This window comes from Bacteroides sp. D22 (assembly GCF_000163675.1).
Lineage (GTDB): Bacteria > Bacteroidota > Bacteroidia > Bacteroidales > Bacteroidaceae > Bacteroides > Bacteroides xylanisolvens.
This window is the reverse complement of sequence record NZ_GG774797.1, coordinates 163,161-179,788: the sequence shown is the minus strand read 5'-3', so window position 1 is coordinate 179,788 and position 16,628 is coordinate 163,161. Positions and strand designations below refer to the sequence as shown.

Below are 16,628 nucleotides of genomic sequence, written 5' to 3'. Positions count from 1 at the left end.
TTCGAGGAACTATCGTATTTAAATTTATTTATTCTATTTTTGCGATGCGAATATAACAACTAAAAACATAATTTATCATGAAAACAGTATTTAATATTGTATTGGTGCTTTGTGCTGCTGCACTGATTTACATCTGTTACACCAGCATTATGGGTCCTATCAATTTTGAAAACGCAAAAAAAGAAAGAGAAAAAGCAGTCATTGCCCGTTTGATCGACATCCGTAAGGCACAGCAGGAATACCGTTCGCTGCACCGCGGAATGTATGCACCCAAATTAGACACACTGATTGATTTCGTTAAAAATCAAAAATTGCCGTTCGTTATGAAGATGGGAATGTTAACTGACAAGCAATTGGAAGACGGACTGACTGAAAAGAAAGCCATGGCTATCATCGAAAAAGCAAAGAAAACCGGTAGATACGATGAAGTTAAGAAATGGGGACTTGAAAACTTCAAACGTGACACTATGTGGGTAGCTGTATTGGATACTATCTATCCAAAAGGATTCAATGCCGACTCTATGAAATATATTCCTCACGGAAATGGTGCTCAATTCGAAATGAATGTGAAAAATGACACTGCCAAGTCTGGTGCTCCAGTATATTTGTTCGAAGTGAAAGCTCCATACGAAACTTATTTGAGCGGACTTGACAAACAAGAAATCATCAACCTAAAAGACCTGGATTCTAAACTAGGTAAATATAGCGGCTTGATGGTAGGTTCTATCGATACTCCAAACAATGGTGCTGGTAACTGGGAATAATGATTGATTTTACTAAATCAAAACAATATACTTTATCCATCCGTCTTAGTACGGATGGATTTTCTTTTTCTATCTATAACCCGATTCATGACGATTCGCTTTCAATAATAGAGAAAGAGATAGACACATCTCTATCCCTTACAGCCAATCTAAAGGCGGTCTTTCACGAATCGGACTTCCTAAATCATCCTTACAAACGGGTAAATATAATGATGGCAAGCAAGCGTTTTACAATTGCGCCATTAGACTTATTTGAGGAGGGGCAGGCGGAACTTCTGTTTTATCATAATCATCAGAAAAGAGAAAACGAAACGGTGCTCTATAATATTCTAAGAAAGAATAATGTAGCTGTCATCTTCGGCATAGATAAAAGCGCACAGACCTTTTTGAATGAACAATATCCCGAAGCTCGTTTCTATTCTCAATCTACTCCATTCATCGATTATTTTTCTGTAAAAAGCAGACTGGGAAACAGTAAGAAGATGTATGCTTCTGTACGCAAAGACGGCATTGACATCTATTGCTTTGAACGAGGACATCTGCTTCTGGCCAATTCCTTTGAATGTACGCACACAGAAGACCGTATTTACTATTTATTGTACGCCTGGAAACAACTGGAGTTTAATCAGGAACGGGATGAGTTACACCTAACCGGAATACTTCCGGAAAAAGACGTTTTAATGAGTGAATTAAAAAAGTTTATCCTACAGGTATTCATTATGAATCCTGCAACTAATATTGACATGCAAGCCTTATTAACATGCGAGTAATCAGCGGTATTTACAAACGAAGAAGATTTGACGTGCCCCGAACATTTAAAGCACGCCCTACGACAGATTTCGCCAAAGAAAATCTGTTTAATGTACTCAATAACTATATCGATTTTGAAGAAGGAATAATAGCTCTTGATTTGTTTGCCGGGACAGGAAGCATCAGTATCGAACTGGTATCCCGTGGATGCGACCATGTTATCAGCATTGAAAAAGATCCTGCACATCACTCATTCATCTGCAAAATCATGAAAGAGGTGCAGACAGACAAATGTCTGCCGATACGCGGAGATGTATTCAAGTTTATCAGGAATGGCCGCGAACAGTTCGACTTCATTTTTGCCGATCCTCCCTACGCTTTAAAAGAGTTGGAAACAATCCCCGAATTAATCTTTCAGAATAATCTTCTCAAAGAAGGAGGATTATTGGTATTGGAGCATGGAAAAGATAATAATTTCGAAGAAAATCCACATTTCTTTGAGAGAAGGGTGTATGGAAGTGTGAACTTCTCACTATTCAGATAAGATCCAAATACAATTTCATCCTTATTAAAGTAGCGGAGCCAATAAACGCACGATAGACTCCGCAGCTTTTTGTCTCCACGAACGTCTGCCCCAATTCTTCAAAAAGATCTGTGTACTTTCGCGCTGGTCCTGAAGAAATATTTCTTTCATTTCAAGGGCAGTTTCTACGTCATACATAAAAGCATTCACCTCAAAGTTATGCTCAAAGCTACGGAAGTCAACATTGGTAGAGCCTACAGTGGAAAGCATATCATCTGAAACCATCAGCTTAGAATGTAGAAAACCTTTCTTATAAAAATAGACTTTAACACCTGCCTGCATCACATCTGCCAAATAAGAACGCGATCCAAGATGAGTTATCCAGTTATCTGCACGTTCCGGTAACATCAAGCGTATATCCACCCCAGACAATGCTGCTGTTTGCATAGCTGCTAATATTGGTTCTGTAGGCAAAAAATAAGGTGTTTGCATATAGAAATATTTTTTTGCACTGGTAATGGCAACAGTCAATCCCTGCATGATTTCTTTCCATGGCCCGATAGGCTCACTCGTGACAATCTGCACTAAAGAACTTCCGCAAGAGTCAATCTTCGGAAAATAACGGGAAGCGGTTATCAACGTACGGTCTACAAAATACCAATCAAGCAAAAAAGCTGTTTGTAAACCATGCACTGCCTTGCCTTCCAACATGATATGCGTATCGCGCCAAATCCCCCAAGAAAAGCCACGCATATAACGTTCTGCCAGGTTCATTCCCCCAACGAAGCCCACGCGTCCGTCAATAACGACAATCTTTCTATGGTTACGGTAATTCACCCTACTGGTAAATAAAGGAAAACGTACTTTCAAAAAGCTCCTGACTTCGATACCGGCATTGCGCATTTCTTCAAAAAAACGGTTAGGTACATGCCAGCAACCTACATCATCATAGATAACCCGTACTTCAACCCCGTGAGAAGCTTTTTCTATCAGCACATCCCTGACCATACGCCCGATAGCGTCATCTTCAAAGATGTAATATTCCATGTGGATATGCTGCTTCGCTTTTTGCAGTTCACGCAACAATGATTGAAGTTTGGTATATCCTTCGGTATAGACTGCCACACGGTTCCCCTCAAATGGAAACGCTTGATTCGTTTGCTGGAAAAGCTGAATAAGACGGGAGTATTCATAAGAAACGTCCGAACAATCCTGTGCGAGATATTCGGCCATTGGTTTCTTCAATAAGCGGTCGTAGCTTTTTTGCCCAATGATACGTTCGCGACGTTGACTCCGCCCAAAGAAAAAATAAAAGACAAGTCCGACAATAGGAAGGAAAAGTAATATGAGTATCCATGCCATGGTTTTAACCGGATTCCGGTTGTCAAGAATGATGATGACAATCGTACCGATAATGGCTCCAAAATAAAGAATATCAAAAGCCACTGTTGCTATCTGACTAAGCATATAGTTCCAATCAATCATAGGAATCTCCTTTCATACGGATACTAAACAACAAATATAGAGTAAATTCTCGGATTAACAAAGAAGTCCCGGCAACAACATTGAATCGTTGTGCCGGGACTTCCTGTTTTTATTTAAACCTATTACTCTGCTTTAGTGTGGTCTGCCACCTCCAAAGCCACCACGCGGGCCACGAGGTCCACCACCATCAAAACCGCCATGACGCATATTGCCGCGAGCTTCTTTATTTCCAAAAACATTCAGACGATAAGAGAAACGAAGCATGCAGTAGCTATTAATTCCGTTATATTCAGAAACAGAACGCATATCGGCTGTTAACGAACGGCTGATATTAGATTGCTGCCGCAGAATATCATATACTTCAAAACTGATGGTTGCGGCATTACCTTTCAGGAAGTTTTGGGCAATCTGTGCATTCCAAATAAGTTCATTCTTATTCATACTGGCATCACGATAACCACGACGAGCGTTATTAGTGATATTGGTAGACAACGTCATACTCCAAGGTAAAGAGATATTAGTACTTGCACCATAACCAAATGTATAGGGTTCTTGATTGTTTTCCGGACGCAGTTGATTTCGCTCAAAGTTATAGTTGATTGAACCATTCAAGGTAAATTCAAACCAGTCGTTACGGAAAGTTCCATTCAAATTCTCTCCGAAAGTCAGTGTCGTACTAGTGTTCTTGTCATTTATTTTAGTATCGTCATTAAAAAGATAAGAAACCGCATTGGTATAATTAGCACGGGAGAAAGAATTTATGGTAAACCGCTTATCTCTCAATGCAGTATTGAATCCAAACATTCCCATCGCATTCCAGTTTCCGTTGATATTCTCCGGTTTAACAGTCACTCCACCAGTACTCTGATTATAAGTAGTGGCATTAGTAATGCTATTTTGAGTCATATTCAAGTTTGCATGAGCCATCATGCCACGCTGTTTATCTGCATTATAAGTATTATAAAACAAACGCATAGAATGAGAGAAAGAAGGTTTCAATCCCGGATTACCCTTACGGATATTCAACGGATTAGAGTCATCAGTTACATCAAGCAAATTTTCCATACTCGGCTGGCTTGCACGTCCCCGATAGGTAAAGCGCAACTGGCTGACTTTAGAAAATCTGTAACGAAAATCAACGTTAGGAGCAAAATTGAACACATTTCTTTTTACTACAGTATCTACTTCGGCTTTCTTATAATCCAATCTGGTGTTCTGCGGTTGCAAAGATACTCCAAAGTTCAATCTATATTTCTCGCGGATAATATTTAGTCCTGCATTAATATCATGGTTATAATATTTATATTGAGCATACTTACTCAAATCTCTATCTTTATTCTCTTCATATCCTACAGGCAGGCCATCACCAAAATTCCAAAACCAATCCTGTCCTTTATCTGCATCAGGAATCAAGCTGTATGTACTTCTATCACTTTCACTATATTTATATTGAAATTTATAGCGGAACTGTAAGAAGGTAGCTCTCGCAATCGGTTCGCTATAAGTCAGTTCGGCAGTATAATCATAATTCTTGGTTGGAGAAGTAGTATATTGTTTACGCTCATCATCTTCTTTTTTTGCATTATCATCAAAATAACGCGTCAATGATTCACTAAACTGTTCGCTGTCATTATCCCCATAACTAAATGTACCACGGAAAGTGATGTTTCGTCCCTGATTATTCAATCTACGATTCACTTGCAAAGAAGCATTTGCAGAGAGATTCTGCCCTTCAGATTTTGATTCACTATTACTGGCGTTGACACGAATAGCTTCTAAAGGATCATCCGTACTTCCCCAGAAAATCTTATTCAAAAACTCATTAGGATTAGACACCAAATTAAATGGATCTCCATTAAAAGTACCCGATTCGGAAATAGAATAACTGTTAGACTTTCCATAAGAAACATTCGGACGGAAAATGATATTTGTCAATGTGTCCGGTTTCCACTCCAACCGAAAGTCTGCATTAAAGTTCGTATTCTTATTGCGGCCCTTACTGTTCGAATTTGAATAAGAATTTCCATTTTGCAGGAAACGTTCCGAGTAGTTTGTAGATGTTGCATCCCGATCACTGAAATTATAACGGGCACTACCTCCCAGTTCCAATTTTTCAGTCTGGGTAGCAAAGTTAGCCCCTAACATCTTGGTAGCAGTCAAACCATTGCTGTTCCGGAAACGAGGTCCGCCACCTCCACCGGAGAATCCCTGATCGTTCACATTATTAGCAGAACCGATTAAAGAGAATTGGCTATTATCGACAAAACGATTCAACATCAAGTTGCTTCCGTAACGATCTTCTGTACCACCGGCAACACTTGCATTACCAAACCAACCTTGATTCATACCTTTCTTCACTTTCAGGTCAAGAACAGTTTCTTCTTCTCCGTCATCTATTCCGGTAACACGTGCCAAATCAGACTTTTTATCGTATGTTTTCAGTTTGTCGATCATGTTGACCGGTAAGTTCTTCAATCCGGTTTTCACATCACCGCCAAAGAACTCTTTACCATCCACCATAATCTTCTTTACTTCTTTACCATTGATTTTGACGTTACCGTCATCGTCTATTTCTGCTCCCGGAAGTTTCTTCACCAACTCTTCGAGCATCGCCCCTTCGGGAGTACGGTAAGCTGTTGAGTTATATTCCAGCGTATCTTCTTTCACGACCACCTGCGGAGCTTCAGCAGTAATCACCGCTTCCTTCAGCATGACAGCATCAGGGTCCAATGTAATGGTTCCCAATTTTTTATCAGTGGCGTTAGCAGATAATTGTACCGGTACGAGCTTGGTTCGGAATCCAATATAGGAAACTTTCAACACATATTTTCCGGCTTTTACTTTGGGGAGAGTAAACCATCCCTGGTTACTACTGGCTATACCGGCGGCATAAGCGCTATCGGGTAATGACAACAATTGAACTGTAGCCTGCGCTGCGGGCTCTTTAGTATCGGATTCCACCACACGTCCCGAAACGGTAATAACCTTATTCTGTGCAAAAATTGAGAAGGTGCATAGCAACATCAGCACCAACCCTGCTGAAAATCTTTTCATTTACCTTATTTACGATTATATTAGTAGCAATAACAATGTCTTTTTGACAAATCGAATCGTAAAAGGTTTAATTGAAAAGAAAATTATCTTTTAAAGAATCGATCAACAAGCGCTTTTTTCAGACCAAACTCCAGACAAAGCACATTAAAAACCAGAAAAGTAAGGAAAGAGGAAGTATCGACGTTTATCACATCTCCTTGCATAACACGCCACAACATACCACCAAAGACGAACAAGAATGTCAAAAAGATAGCATTACGAACAGCCGAATTCCGGATTTGCTCCGTTTCACGGCTTTCATTCTTACTCAATGCAAAGATTATCAACAAGCATCCTGCCATCATCAACAACTTTGTACATTCTTTATAAAACAGCAAATTAGTATCAGTTACTACTCCCTGCATCACCAAAATAAAAGGGATAAACAGAGCTACCAACAAGACAACATATCCTAAAGGACGACAATATACAGGTAATAATGCTTTCATGATTAAACGTTTTAATGAGACAAAAGTAAGTAAAAAAAGATATTTTATATACATTTGCAGAGTAAAAAAGCAAAAGAATCATGAGTAAACAAGAAGTTATTCTCTGCGAAAGCTTGGAAACGAGCCTCGGTCGTGCCATTGAGCTATGTCCGCATGACAAATTATTCGTCCTCACAGACGAGCATACCCAGCGTCTTTGTCTCCCCTCTCTAAAGGAATCGGGGCTGTTGAAAGATGCTGTAGAAATCTGTATCGGAGCAGAAGATGTGCATAAAACTCTGGAAACACTCGCTTCCGTCTGGATGGCATTAAGCACTCAAGGGGCTACCCGCCACTCTTTACTTATCAATCTTGGAGGAGGGATGGTGACAGATCTCGGAGGTTTTGCCGCAGCTACATTCAAACGGGGCATTTCCTATATCAATATACCAACCACTCTGCTCGCTATGGTGGACGCATCAGTAGGGGGTAAAACAGGAATCAACTTCAACGGACTGAAAAATGAAATCGGTGCTTTCGCTCCGGCAAACAGTGTATTGATTGAAACTGAATTCCTACGCACATTGGATACACACAATTTCTTCTCCGGATATGCTGAAATGTTGAAGCATGGTTTGATTAGCAATACGGCACATTGGGCAGAATTGCTCAATTTCGATTCCTCTAGTATTGATTATGCAGCTCTCAAACAATTGGTAGGCCAATCGGTACAAGTGAAAGAAGATATTGTAGAACAAGATCCCTTCGAACATGGAATTCGCAAAGCATTAAATCTAGGACACACCGTAGGACATGCGTTCGAAAGTATGGCACTGGCAGAAAACCGTCCTGTATTACATGGATATGCAGTAGCTTGGGGAATTGTGTGCGAACTGTATCTTTCTCATCTCAAAGTAGGTTTCCCGAAAGAGAAAATGAGGCAAACGATCCAGTTTATCAAGGATAATTATGGTGTATTTACTTTCGACTGCAAGAAATATGACCAACTGTATGCATTTATGACGCATGATAAAAAGAATACTTCAGGTACTATCAATTTCACCTTACTGAAAGATATTGGAGACATTTGCATCAATCAGACTGCCAATAAGGACACTATCTTCGAAATGCTCGACTTCTATCGCGAATGTATGGGAATTTAACCCATCCTACATCAGATATACCGCATAATAAAAGGGAATGAAATAGACTTCATTCCCTTTCTCTTCCCAATCCCTATAGATATTATTGCCTATTGTGAGGCAATTGTCCGCACTATTGTTCTAAGTTACTCATTCGATATTGTGAAAGCGACATTCCTGTATGCTTTCTAAAAAAACGTCCAAGCGACGATTGATTCGCAAAGTTCGTTTTAATCGCTATTTCTTGAATGTTCAGGTTTGTGTTTTTCAACAAAGCCTTGATTTCTAATATGATGTATTCAACAATCCAGTCTTTAGCAGACTTCCCGCTTGTCTCCTTAATTACCATAGTCAGGTATTTGGAAGTAATACACAGTTTATCCGCATAAAAAGCCACATCCTTATTCTCCTTAAAATGCTTCATGATAAGCCCAAAGAATTTATTAGCCAACTCTTCTTTACGGGTATCCCTGCGGGCAGTCATCAAGGTAGATTCCTTCTGATAAGCATTGAACAGTTCCAGATACAGATACCTCAACAAATGAATAATCAGCTCCCGCCTATATATATCTTGAGAGGTAACTTTATCTTTTATCATACCCAGATAATTATATATCCGGGGAATATCTCGTTCTGACTGCGGATACCAGTAATGAGTCCGCATGTAGAAAAAGAAATGCGGAGAAAATCTGGGCACACCACTTAACGCATCACTAAACAGTGAAGTAGATATAACCATCGTAACGGTCGAGAAATCTTCACTTGGCTCACTAAATGAGACAAATTGTCCGGGTAATAATATAATCAATTCCTCCGGTTGTATCCAATGTACATCTTCATGCACTGTAATTTTGGCCTTTCCACCTAAACAATATATAATCAAAGCTGATTGATTATTAGAAGGATAAGAAGTCAAAGGAAGATACTTCAGATTTTGATAAAATTTAAAATCGTCACCCAGGACGTATATCTCTAATGTCTCTCTATTTTTAATGTCTAACATTTAACACCTTTCTAAACTAAGTCTTTTTACAAATGTATAACTTCCTAATTTACTACGCACCAAAAATGGAAATATAGTATCATACTAAGGAAGTCAAACACCTTTTATTTGCATTAATTTATAAACAAACTCTCTGATTGTTAGTTCATTTATCATTTTCCTATTTCGTTTTATTATAGACTGACCTGTTTTTTATAGTGTTTTTAGGACAAGAAAAGGATTAATGCTTTCAAATGAAAAATAAGCAGATTGTTTTCTAATTCAAGCAAAATTAAAGAAATGTACTTTTATATCACATAAGAGGCAATCAAAAAAACTACTAACTCATTGAAATAAAGATTTGTATGTTCACAAGAAAGACTAATAATCAGAATAATAGCTATAAATCGGCACAATTCATACTAGAAAAATCAACGGATTATTTGCTAATTAAAAATTAATCTGTACTTTTGCATCCGCAATTCGGGGTGTAGCTCAGCCCGGTTAGAGTACGCGTCTGGGGGGCGTGTGGTCGCTGGTTCGAATCCAGTCACCCCGACTGGTTAAAGAGGTTAGAAACCGAATGGGTTCTAACCTCTTTTTATTTTAGAAAACAATGAAAGAAGATCCTAGACATATCCATATCAGTGAATACAGTTATCCTCTTCCGGATGAACGTATTGCTAAATTCCCGTTGCCTACCCGCGACCAGTCCAAACTCTTAATATACCGTCGTGAAGAAGTTAGTGAAGATGTTTTCACTTCTTTGCCGGAATATCTGCCGCAAGGCAGTCTGATGATATTCAATAATACAAAAGTCATCCAGGCACGCCTCCATTTTCGAAAAGAGACGGGAGCACTGATCGAAGTGTTTTGTCTTGAACCGATTCAGCCAAACGATTATGTCTTGAATTTCCAACAGACAGCACATGCCGCCTGGCTTTGTATGATCGGCAATCTGAAGAAATGGAAAGACGGACAATTGAAACGCGAAATGACCGTCAAAGGATTCCCTATTACTCTGACCGCTACCCGAGGAGAATGTAAAGGAACCAGCCATTGGGTAGATTTTGCATGGGATAATCCGGAAGTGACGTTTGCCGATATCCTTGAAGTATTCGGAGAACTTCCTATTCCGCCTTACTTGAACCGGGATACGGAAGAAAGTGACAAGGAAACTTATCAGACTGTTTATTCTAAGATTAAAGGTTCGGTAGCTGCGCCTACGGCGGGATTACATTTCACTCCACGAGTATTGGATGCACTTCAAGAGAAAGGCATCGATCTTGAAGAATTAACTCTACACGTAGGAGCAGGCACATTCAAACCTGTAAAAAGTGAAGAAATCGAAGGTCACGAGATGCACACGGAATATATATCGGTCAATCGGAGTACCATCAAAAAACTGATTGACCACGACGGTTGTGCTATTGCAGTAGGGACTACTTCTGTACGGACTCTGGAAAGCCTGTATCACATTGGAGTTACATTGGCTGAAAATCCGTATGCTACGGAAGAAGAACTACGTGTCAAACAATGGCAGCCTTATGAAAAGTACGACCAGATTCCTCCCGTTGTTGCGTTGCAAAAGATATTAGGATATCTCGACAGGAATGGTTTGGAAACCCTTCACACCAGTACACAGATTATCATAGCACCGGGATACAATTATAAAATAGTGAAAGCGATGGTTACTAATTTCCATCAGCCGCAAAGTACCTTGCTGCTTTTAGTTTCAGCTTTTGTAAAAGGGAATTGGCGCACAATTTATGATTATGCACTGGCGCATGATTTCCGATTCCTAAGTTATGGAGATTCTTCTTTATTAATACCATAAGAAATCCTCCTCTCCGAAAGATTTTACGCAATATAAAAGACACTATGCCAAGCGATAATAACCAGGAAATGTTCCCTATCGTAGACGAACAGGGAAATATCACCGGAGCCGCCACTCGCGGAGAATGTCACAGCGGTAGCAAACTGCTTCATCCGGTAGTTCACCTTCACGTATTCAATGCCCAAGGAGACATCTACTTACAGAAACGCCCCGAATGGAAAGACATTCAACCGGGGAAATGGGATACGGCTGTGGGCGGACATATTGATTTGGGCGAAAGCGTAGAAATCGCCCTAAAGAGAGAAGTCCGTGAAGAATTGGGCATCACAGACTTCACCCCCGAGCTTCTCACCAGTTATGTTTTTGAATCCAGCCGTGAAAAAGAGCTTGTTTTTGTCCACAAAACCGTTTATGAGGAAGAAATCCATCCCAGCGACGAACTGGACGGTGGACGATTTTGGAAGATCGAAGAAATAAAAGAAAATCTGGGTAAAGGAATCTTCACTCCCAACTTCGAAGAAGAGCTGAAAAAAGTATCTCTTATTCCTTCTCTATCCAAGTAATAATCTTTTCAGAGAACGGACTTTCTTTCGGAGACACAACTCCCACCCAATGTCCGTTCTCATCAATCATAAACTTCTGAAAATTCCACTGAACCGGTGCGTTTTCTTTCCCATTCTGTTTTTTCTCCGTCAACCATTGGTAAAGAGGAGCCATATCTTTTCCTTTAACGGAAATCTTAGCCATCATCGGAAAAGTAACATCATAGTTCAAAGAACAGAACTTGGCTATTTCCTCATTACTACCCGGTTCTTGTCCCATAAAGTTATTCGCCGGAAAACCGATAACAACAAAGTCTTTTTCTTTATATTTCTCATATAGTTTCTCCAGTTGAGCATACTGGGGCGTCAGCCCACACTTAGATGCCACGTTGACTACCAGCACTTTCTTACCTTTCAATGAAGATAGAGGAAAGTCCTTACCATCAATAGTTTTCACTGTAAAATCATAAAAAGACTTGTTTTGCGCTTCCGAAGAAATTGCAAACAACAGGCTTACCATCATCAAGACGAATGTTTTCATGCTGAATATACATTTAGTTTGTTTTTTATATTAAACGAGTAAACTGAAAGAAATGTTTGTTCAGCAGTGAAACAAGAGCTATGATTTTACATCTTTCAATTCCCAAATCCGTCACTTCACCCCACAATCTTTCCGCTTCATTTATTCTTAGTGATAACGGATGAAGATAGGCAGTAATTTTGTACTGTGAAATAATAATACAACGAAAGTCATGTTTACAGCTATTGTACGTTTTTCAATCAAGAAGAAACTATTTGTAGGACTCACTACTCTCTTCCTGTTTATCGGAGGTATCTATGCGATGCTGACACTACCTATTGATGCCGTGCCCGACATTACCAATAATCAGGTACAAATAGTGACCGTATCCCCTACACTCGCGCCACAAGAGGTGGAACAACTCATCACTATGCCTATCGAAATAGCGATGAGCAATATTATGAATGTCGAAGATATCCGTTCTGTCAGCCGCTTCGGGTTATCGGTCGTAACGGTCGTTTTTAAAGAAAGTGTCCCCACACTCGATGCACGGCAGTTGATAAATGAACAAATACAAAGCGTAACAAGCGAGATTCCCTCCGAACTCGGAACACCGGAAATGATGCCCATCACCACCGGTTTGGGAGAGATTTACCAGTATATATTGAAGGTAGCTCCCGGATATGAGAAGAAATATGACGCAATGGAACTCCGCACCATTCAAGACTGGATGGTGAAACGTCAGTTGTCCGGTATACCCGGTATAGTAGAAATCAATAGTTTCGGCGGTTACCTGAAACAATATGAAGTAGCCGTCGATCCGGACGCCCTGTTTTCTTTGAATATCACTATCGGCGAGGTGTTCGAAGCACTTAGCAGCAACAACCAAAATACCGGCGGAAGCTACATTGAAAAGATAAAGAACGCCTACTATATCCGGTCGGAAGGTATGATTACCCGCATCAAGGATATTGAACAGATTGTAGTGACCAACCGGAATGGGATTCCGGTACATATCAGTGATGTAGGAGTTGTCCGCTTCGGTTCTCCAAAGCGTTTCGGTGCCATGACAAAGGATGGTGAGGGCGAGTGTGTCGGCGGAATTGCCATGATGCTGAAAGGTGCCAACGCAAATGTAGTGACTCAAGAACTCGAAAAACGGGTAGAAAAAATACAGCAGCTATTACCCGAAGGAGTCAGTATAGAACCTTACTTGAACCGTTCGGAACTGGTAAACCGAAACATCTCTACGGTTGTCAACAACCTGATTGAAGGAGCGGTTATCGTCTTCCTTGTACTCATCCTCTTCCTCGGCAACCTCCGTGCCGGACTGATTGTAGCATCCGTCATCCCGCTGGCAATGCTCTTCGCTTTTATCATGATGCGTGTATTCAATGTCACCGCCAATCTAATGAGTCTCGGTGCCATTGACTTTGGTATTGTAGTAGATGGCTCTATCGTTATATTGGAAGGTATCCTCGCCCACATTTACGGAAAACAATTCCGAGGCCGCACACTGACCCGCAAAGAGATGGACAAAGAAGTGGAAAAAGGAGCTTCCGGCGTTGCACGTTCCGCCACCTTTGCTGTATTAATTATCCTTATCGTCTTCTTCCCCATCCTTACATTGAACGGGATTGAAGGGAAATACTTCACCCCCATGGCCAAAACACTTGTGTTCTGCATTATCGGAGCCTTAATTCTTTCACTGACTTATGTTCCTATGATGGCCTCCCTCTTTCTGAAGCATACCATTGTTGTGAAACCCACCCTTGCCGACCGCTTCTTCGAGAAACTGAACAAGATCTACCAGCACACCCTGCGCGCCTGTCTTCGTTACAAATGGCGTACCGTCATCGTAGCCTTCTCTGCGCTGATCGGTTCACTTTTTCTCTTTACCCGCCTGGGAGCAGAATTCATTCCTACTTTGGACGAAGGAGATTTTGCCATGCAAATGACACTACCCGCAGGAAGTTCGCTGACCGAAAGTATCGAAGTATCCCGCTTGGCAGAGAAAGCATTAATGGATAAATTCCCTGAAATCAAACATGTTGTAGCCAAAATAGGAACGGCGGAAGTTCCCACTGACCCGATGGCGGTGGAAGATGCCGATGTGATGATTATCATGAAACCATTTAAAGAATGGACAAGTGCCGGAAGCCGTGCAGAAATGGTGGATAAAATGAAAGACGCACTTGCTCCGCTCTCCGAACGCGCCGAATTCAACTTCTCGCAACCGATACAGCTTCGCTTCAACGAGCTGATGACGGGAGCAAAAGCAGATATTGCCATCAAATTATATGGAGAAGACACGCACGAATTATATGAAAGAGCCAAAGAAGCAGCTACCTTTGTAGAAAAAGTGCCGGGAGCAGCGGATGTCATCGTTGAGCAGACGATGGGATTACCCCAATTAGTAGTGAAATACAACCGTGGCAAAATAGCCCGTTACGGCATCAACATACAAGAGCTTAACACCATTATCCGAACTGCCTATGCCGGAGAGTCAACAGGTGTAATCTTTGAAAACGAACGGAGATTCGATCTCGTGGTCCGGCTTGACCAGGAGAAAGTGGCCGACTTGAATCTTGATAAATTGTTTGTACGCACTTCAGAAGGAATTCAAATCCCTGTTGGAGAGGTAGCAAGCATCGACCTTGTCAGTGGGCCACTGCAAATCAACCGGGATGCAACCAAACGGCGCATCGTCATCGGGGTCAATGTGCGTGACGCAGACATCCAGCAAGTTGTCGCCAATATTCAAGAGACACTGAACAAGAACATAAAACTGAAACCGGGATATTACTTCGAATACGGCGGCCAGTTCGAAAACTTGCAAAATGCCATCAATACCTTACTGGTGGTCATCCCCGTGGCATTAATGCTCATTCTATTGATTCTGTTTTTCGCATTCAAGAACATCACCTATACCCTGATGGTATTCTCAACCGTCCCCCTATCGCTCATCGGTGGTATCGCCGCACTTTGGCTACGCGGACTTCCGTTTAGCATATCGGCCGGAGTAGGATTCATCGCTTTGTTCGGGGTGGCAGTATTGAATGGTATCCTGATGGTAAATCACTTCAACGAACTTCGTAAACAAAATACCTATTCCATGACTACAAACCAGATTATCAAAAGAGGGACTCCACACTTGCTCCGTCCTGTATTCCTGACAGGACTGGTTGCATCTCTGGGATTCGTCCCGATGGCAATAGCCACTTCAGCCGGCGCAGAAGTACAACGTCCGTTGGCAACAGTGGTCATCGGTGGCTTGATTATTTCTACCGTACTGACTTTACTCATCATTCCGGTGTTTTACAAAATTGTAAATTCATTTGCTACCTGGAAACGTCCGGGAATCAAACTGCGCTGGCCTTTCGGGGGATTGTATCTCCTATTCTTGTTTCTTCCCGCGTTCGTTTCCGCTCAACAGACACAAACAGTCAGTCTCGAACAGGCGATAGAAATAGCCAAACAAAATCATCCTCGCCTGAAAATAGCCAATAATGCTATTCAACAAGCCAAAGCCACTCGCGGAGAAGTGATAGAAGCAACGCCTACCTCGTTCAGCTATTCCTGGGGTCAACTTAACGGAGAAAACAAAAAAGACAAGGAACTGGCTTTCGAGCAAAGTCTGGGCTCCCTTCTAACGCCATTCTACAAGAATGCGTTAGTCAACCGTCAGGTAAAAACGAACACCTATTATCGGCAGATGGTAGAGAAAGAAATCACAGCAGAAGTGAAAAGGGCGTGGGCCTACTACCAATATGCCACTAATCTCTGTTCAATGTATCGGGATCAGGATAAAATGGCAGAAGAACTGCAGCGCATCGGAGAATTACGATACCAACAAGGAGAGATCACCTTGCTAGAGAAAAATATGATGACCACCATAGCTGCCGATCTGCATAACCGCTGGTTCCAAGCAAAAGAAGAAGAGAAAATGGCATTGGCACGTTTCCAATGGAGTTGCTACTCCAACGATCCCATTGTTCCGGTGGATTCCACTTTATCCTTATTCTATACCGGCATTTCGGATGGAAACCTGTCGGGAGCACATACTGCCTACTTTCAAAGCCAGGCAGATGAAGCGAAAGCAATGCTCCGTGTAGAGCAGAGCCATTTCTTTCCTGAAATCAGTGTGGGGTATACCCGTCAGGACATTCTCCCACTTAAGAATCTGAATGCCTGGATGATCGGGGTTTCTTTCCCCATCTACTTCCTGCCACAAAAGAGCAAAGTGAAGCAGGCACGGCTAACTGCCACTTCAGCGCAAATACAGGCAGATGCCAACATCCGGGAGTTAAGAAATAAAACACTCGAACTGGAAGCATCCCTCCGCAGATACAACGAAAGTTTACGATATTATACCTCTTCTGCCTTGAAAGAAGCGGACGAACTGACAAAGGCAGCCAACCTGCAATTGCAGCAGAGCGAAACAGGCATTGCCGAATATATACAGTCGATTACCACCGCCAGAGAGATACGCAGAGGCTATATTGAAACAGTCTACCAATACAATATTGCTGCACTGGAATATGAACTTTTCAAGTAGGTGG

12 protein-coding genes and 1 tRNA gene are annotated in these 16,628 nt (G+C 41.4%); 8 read left to right on the top strand and 5 right to left on the bottom strand.

What is annotated here, in order from left to right:
* Positions 1-77: 77 nt before the first annotated feature.
* The 3 genes from HMPREF0106_RS20695 to HMPREF0106_RS20705 are packed head-to-tail and all read left to right on the top strand — an operon-like array spanning position 78 to position 2,058.
* Positions 78-764: a hypothetical protein gene (locus HMPREF0106_RS20695; protein ID WP_004301363.1), complete on the top strand. Its 687-nt coding sequence runs from the start codon at positions 78-80 to the stop codon at positions 762-764.
* Complete coding sequence (locus HMPREF0106_RS20700) at positions 764-1,534, top strand: DUF3822 family protein (protein ID WP_004323629.1); 771 nt, start codon at positions 764-766, stop codon at positions 1,532-1,534. The genes HMPREF0106_RS20695 and HMPREF0106_RS20700 overlap by 1 nt, the downstream gene beginning before the upstream one ends.
* Entirely contained in the window at positions 1,525-2,058 is a 534-nt protein-coding gene (locus HMPREF0106_RS20705) for an RsmD family RNA methyltransferase (RefSeq protein WP_009039015.1), read from the top strand. The genes HMPREF0106_RS20700 and HMPREF0106_RS20705 overlap by 10 nt, the downstream gene beginning before the upstream one ends.
* A 24-nt stretch (positions 2,059-2,082) precedes the next feature.
* Here HMPREF0106_RS20705 and cls read toward each other — a convergent pair whose 3' ends face one another.
* The 3 genes from cls to HMPREF0106_RS20720 all read right to left on the bottom strand — a co-directional run bounded on the left by cls (position 2,083) and on the right by HMPREF0106_RS20720 (position 7,064).
* Positions 2,083-3,522, bottom strand: coding sequence for a cardiolipin synthase (gene cls, locus HMPREF0106_RS20710; protein WP_009039014.1), 1,440 nt, complete (start codon positions 3,520-3,522; stop codon positions 2,083-2,085).
* Between the two features lie 132 nt (positions 3,523-3,654).
* Positions 3,655-6,576: a TonB-dependent receptor gene (locus HMPREF0106_RS20715; RefSeq protein WP_004311007.1), complete on the bottom strand. Its 2,922-nt coding sequence runs from the start codon at positions 6,574-6,576 to the stop codon at positions 3,655-3,657.
* Positions 6,577-6,659: 83 nt separating this feature from the next.
* A complete protein-coding gene (locus HMPREF0106_RS20720) occupies positions 6,660-7,064 on the bottom strand; it encodes a hypothetical protein (protein WP_004305412.1) in 405 nt (134 codons plus the stop codon).
* Between the two features lie 80 nt (positions 7,065-7,144).
* Here HMPREF0106_RS20720 and aroB point away from each other — a divergent pair, with 80 nt between their 5' ends.
* The gene (gene aroB, locus HMPREF0106_RS20725; RefSeq protein ID WP_009039013.1) at positions 7,145-8,206 is read left to right on the top strand and encodes a 3-dehydroquinate synthase; all 1,062 of its coding nucleotides are present in this window, start codon (positions 7,145-7,147) and stop codon (positions 8,204-8,206) included.
* A gap of 112 nt (positions 8,207-8,318) precedes the next feature.
* Here aroB and HMPREF0106_RS20730 read toward each other — a convergent pair whose 3' ends face one another.
* Positions 8,319-9,188, bottom strand: a complete 870-nt coding sequence (locus tag HMPREF0106_RS20730; protein WP_009039012.1) for a helix-turn-helix domain-containing protein — start codon at positions 9,186-9,188, stop codon at positions 8,319-8,321.
* Positions 9,189-9,651: 463 nt separating this feature from the next.
* Here HMPREF0106_RS20730 and HMPREF0106_RS20735 point away from each other — a divergent pair.
* The 3 genes from HMPREF0106_RS20735 to HMPREF0106_RS20745 all read left to right on the top strand — a co-directional run bounded on the left by HMPREF0106_RS20735 (position 9,652) and on the right by HMPREF0106_RS20745 (position 11,567).
* Positions 9,652-9,726, top strand: a tRNA-Pro gene (locus tag HMPREF0106_RS20735).
* 57 nt (positions 9,727-9,783) lie between these two features.
* The gene (locus tag HMPREF0106_RS20740) at positions 9,784-11,004 is read left to right on the top strand and encodes an S-adenosylmethionine:tRNA ribosyltransferase-isomerase (RefSeq protein WP_009039011.1); all 1,221 of its coding nucleotides are present in this window, start codon (positions 9,784-9,786) and stop codon (positions 11,002-11,004) included.
* Between the two features lie 44 nt (positions 11,005-11,048).
* Positions 11,049-11,567, top strand: a complete 519-nt coding sequence (locus HMPREF0106_RS20745) for an NUDIX hydrolase (protein WP_004323622.1) — start codon at positions 11,049-11,051, stop codon at positions 11,565-11,567.
* Here HMPREF0106_RS20745 and HMPREF0106_RS20750 read toward each other — a convergent pair.
* A complete protein-coding gene (locus HMPREF0106_RS20750) occupies positions 11,545-12,087 on the bottom strand; it encodes a glutathione peroxidase (RefSeq protein WP_008642023.1) in 543 nt (180 codons plus the stop codon). The genes HMPREF0106_RS20745 and HMPREF0106_RS20750 overlap by 23 nt on opposite strands.
* 211 nt (positions 12,088-12,298) lie before the next feature.
* Between HMPREF0106_RS20750 and HMPREF0106_RS20755 the strand changes: the two genes are divergently transcribed.
* Positions 12,299-16,624, top strand: coding sequence for a CusA/CzcA family heavy metal efflux RND transporter (locus tag HMPREF0106_RS20755; protein WP_009039010.1), 4,326 nt, complete (start codon positions 12,299-12,301; stop codon positions 16,622-16,624).
* The last annotated feature ends 4 nt before the right edge of the window (positions 16,625-16,628 follow it).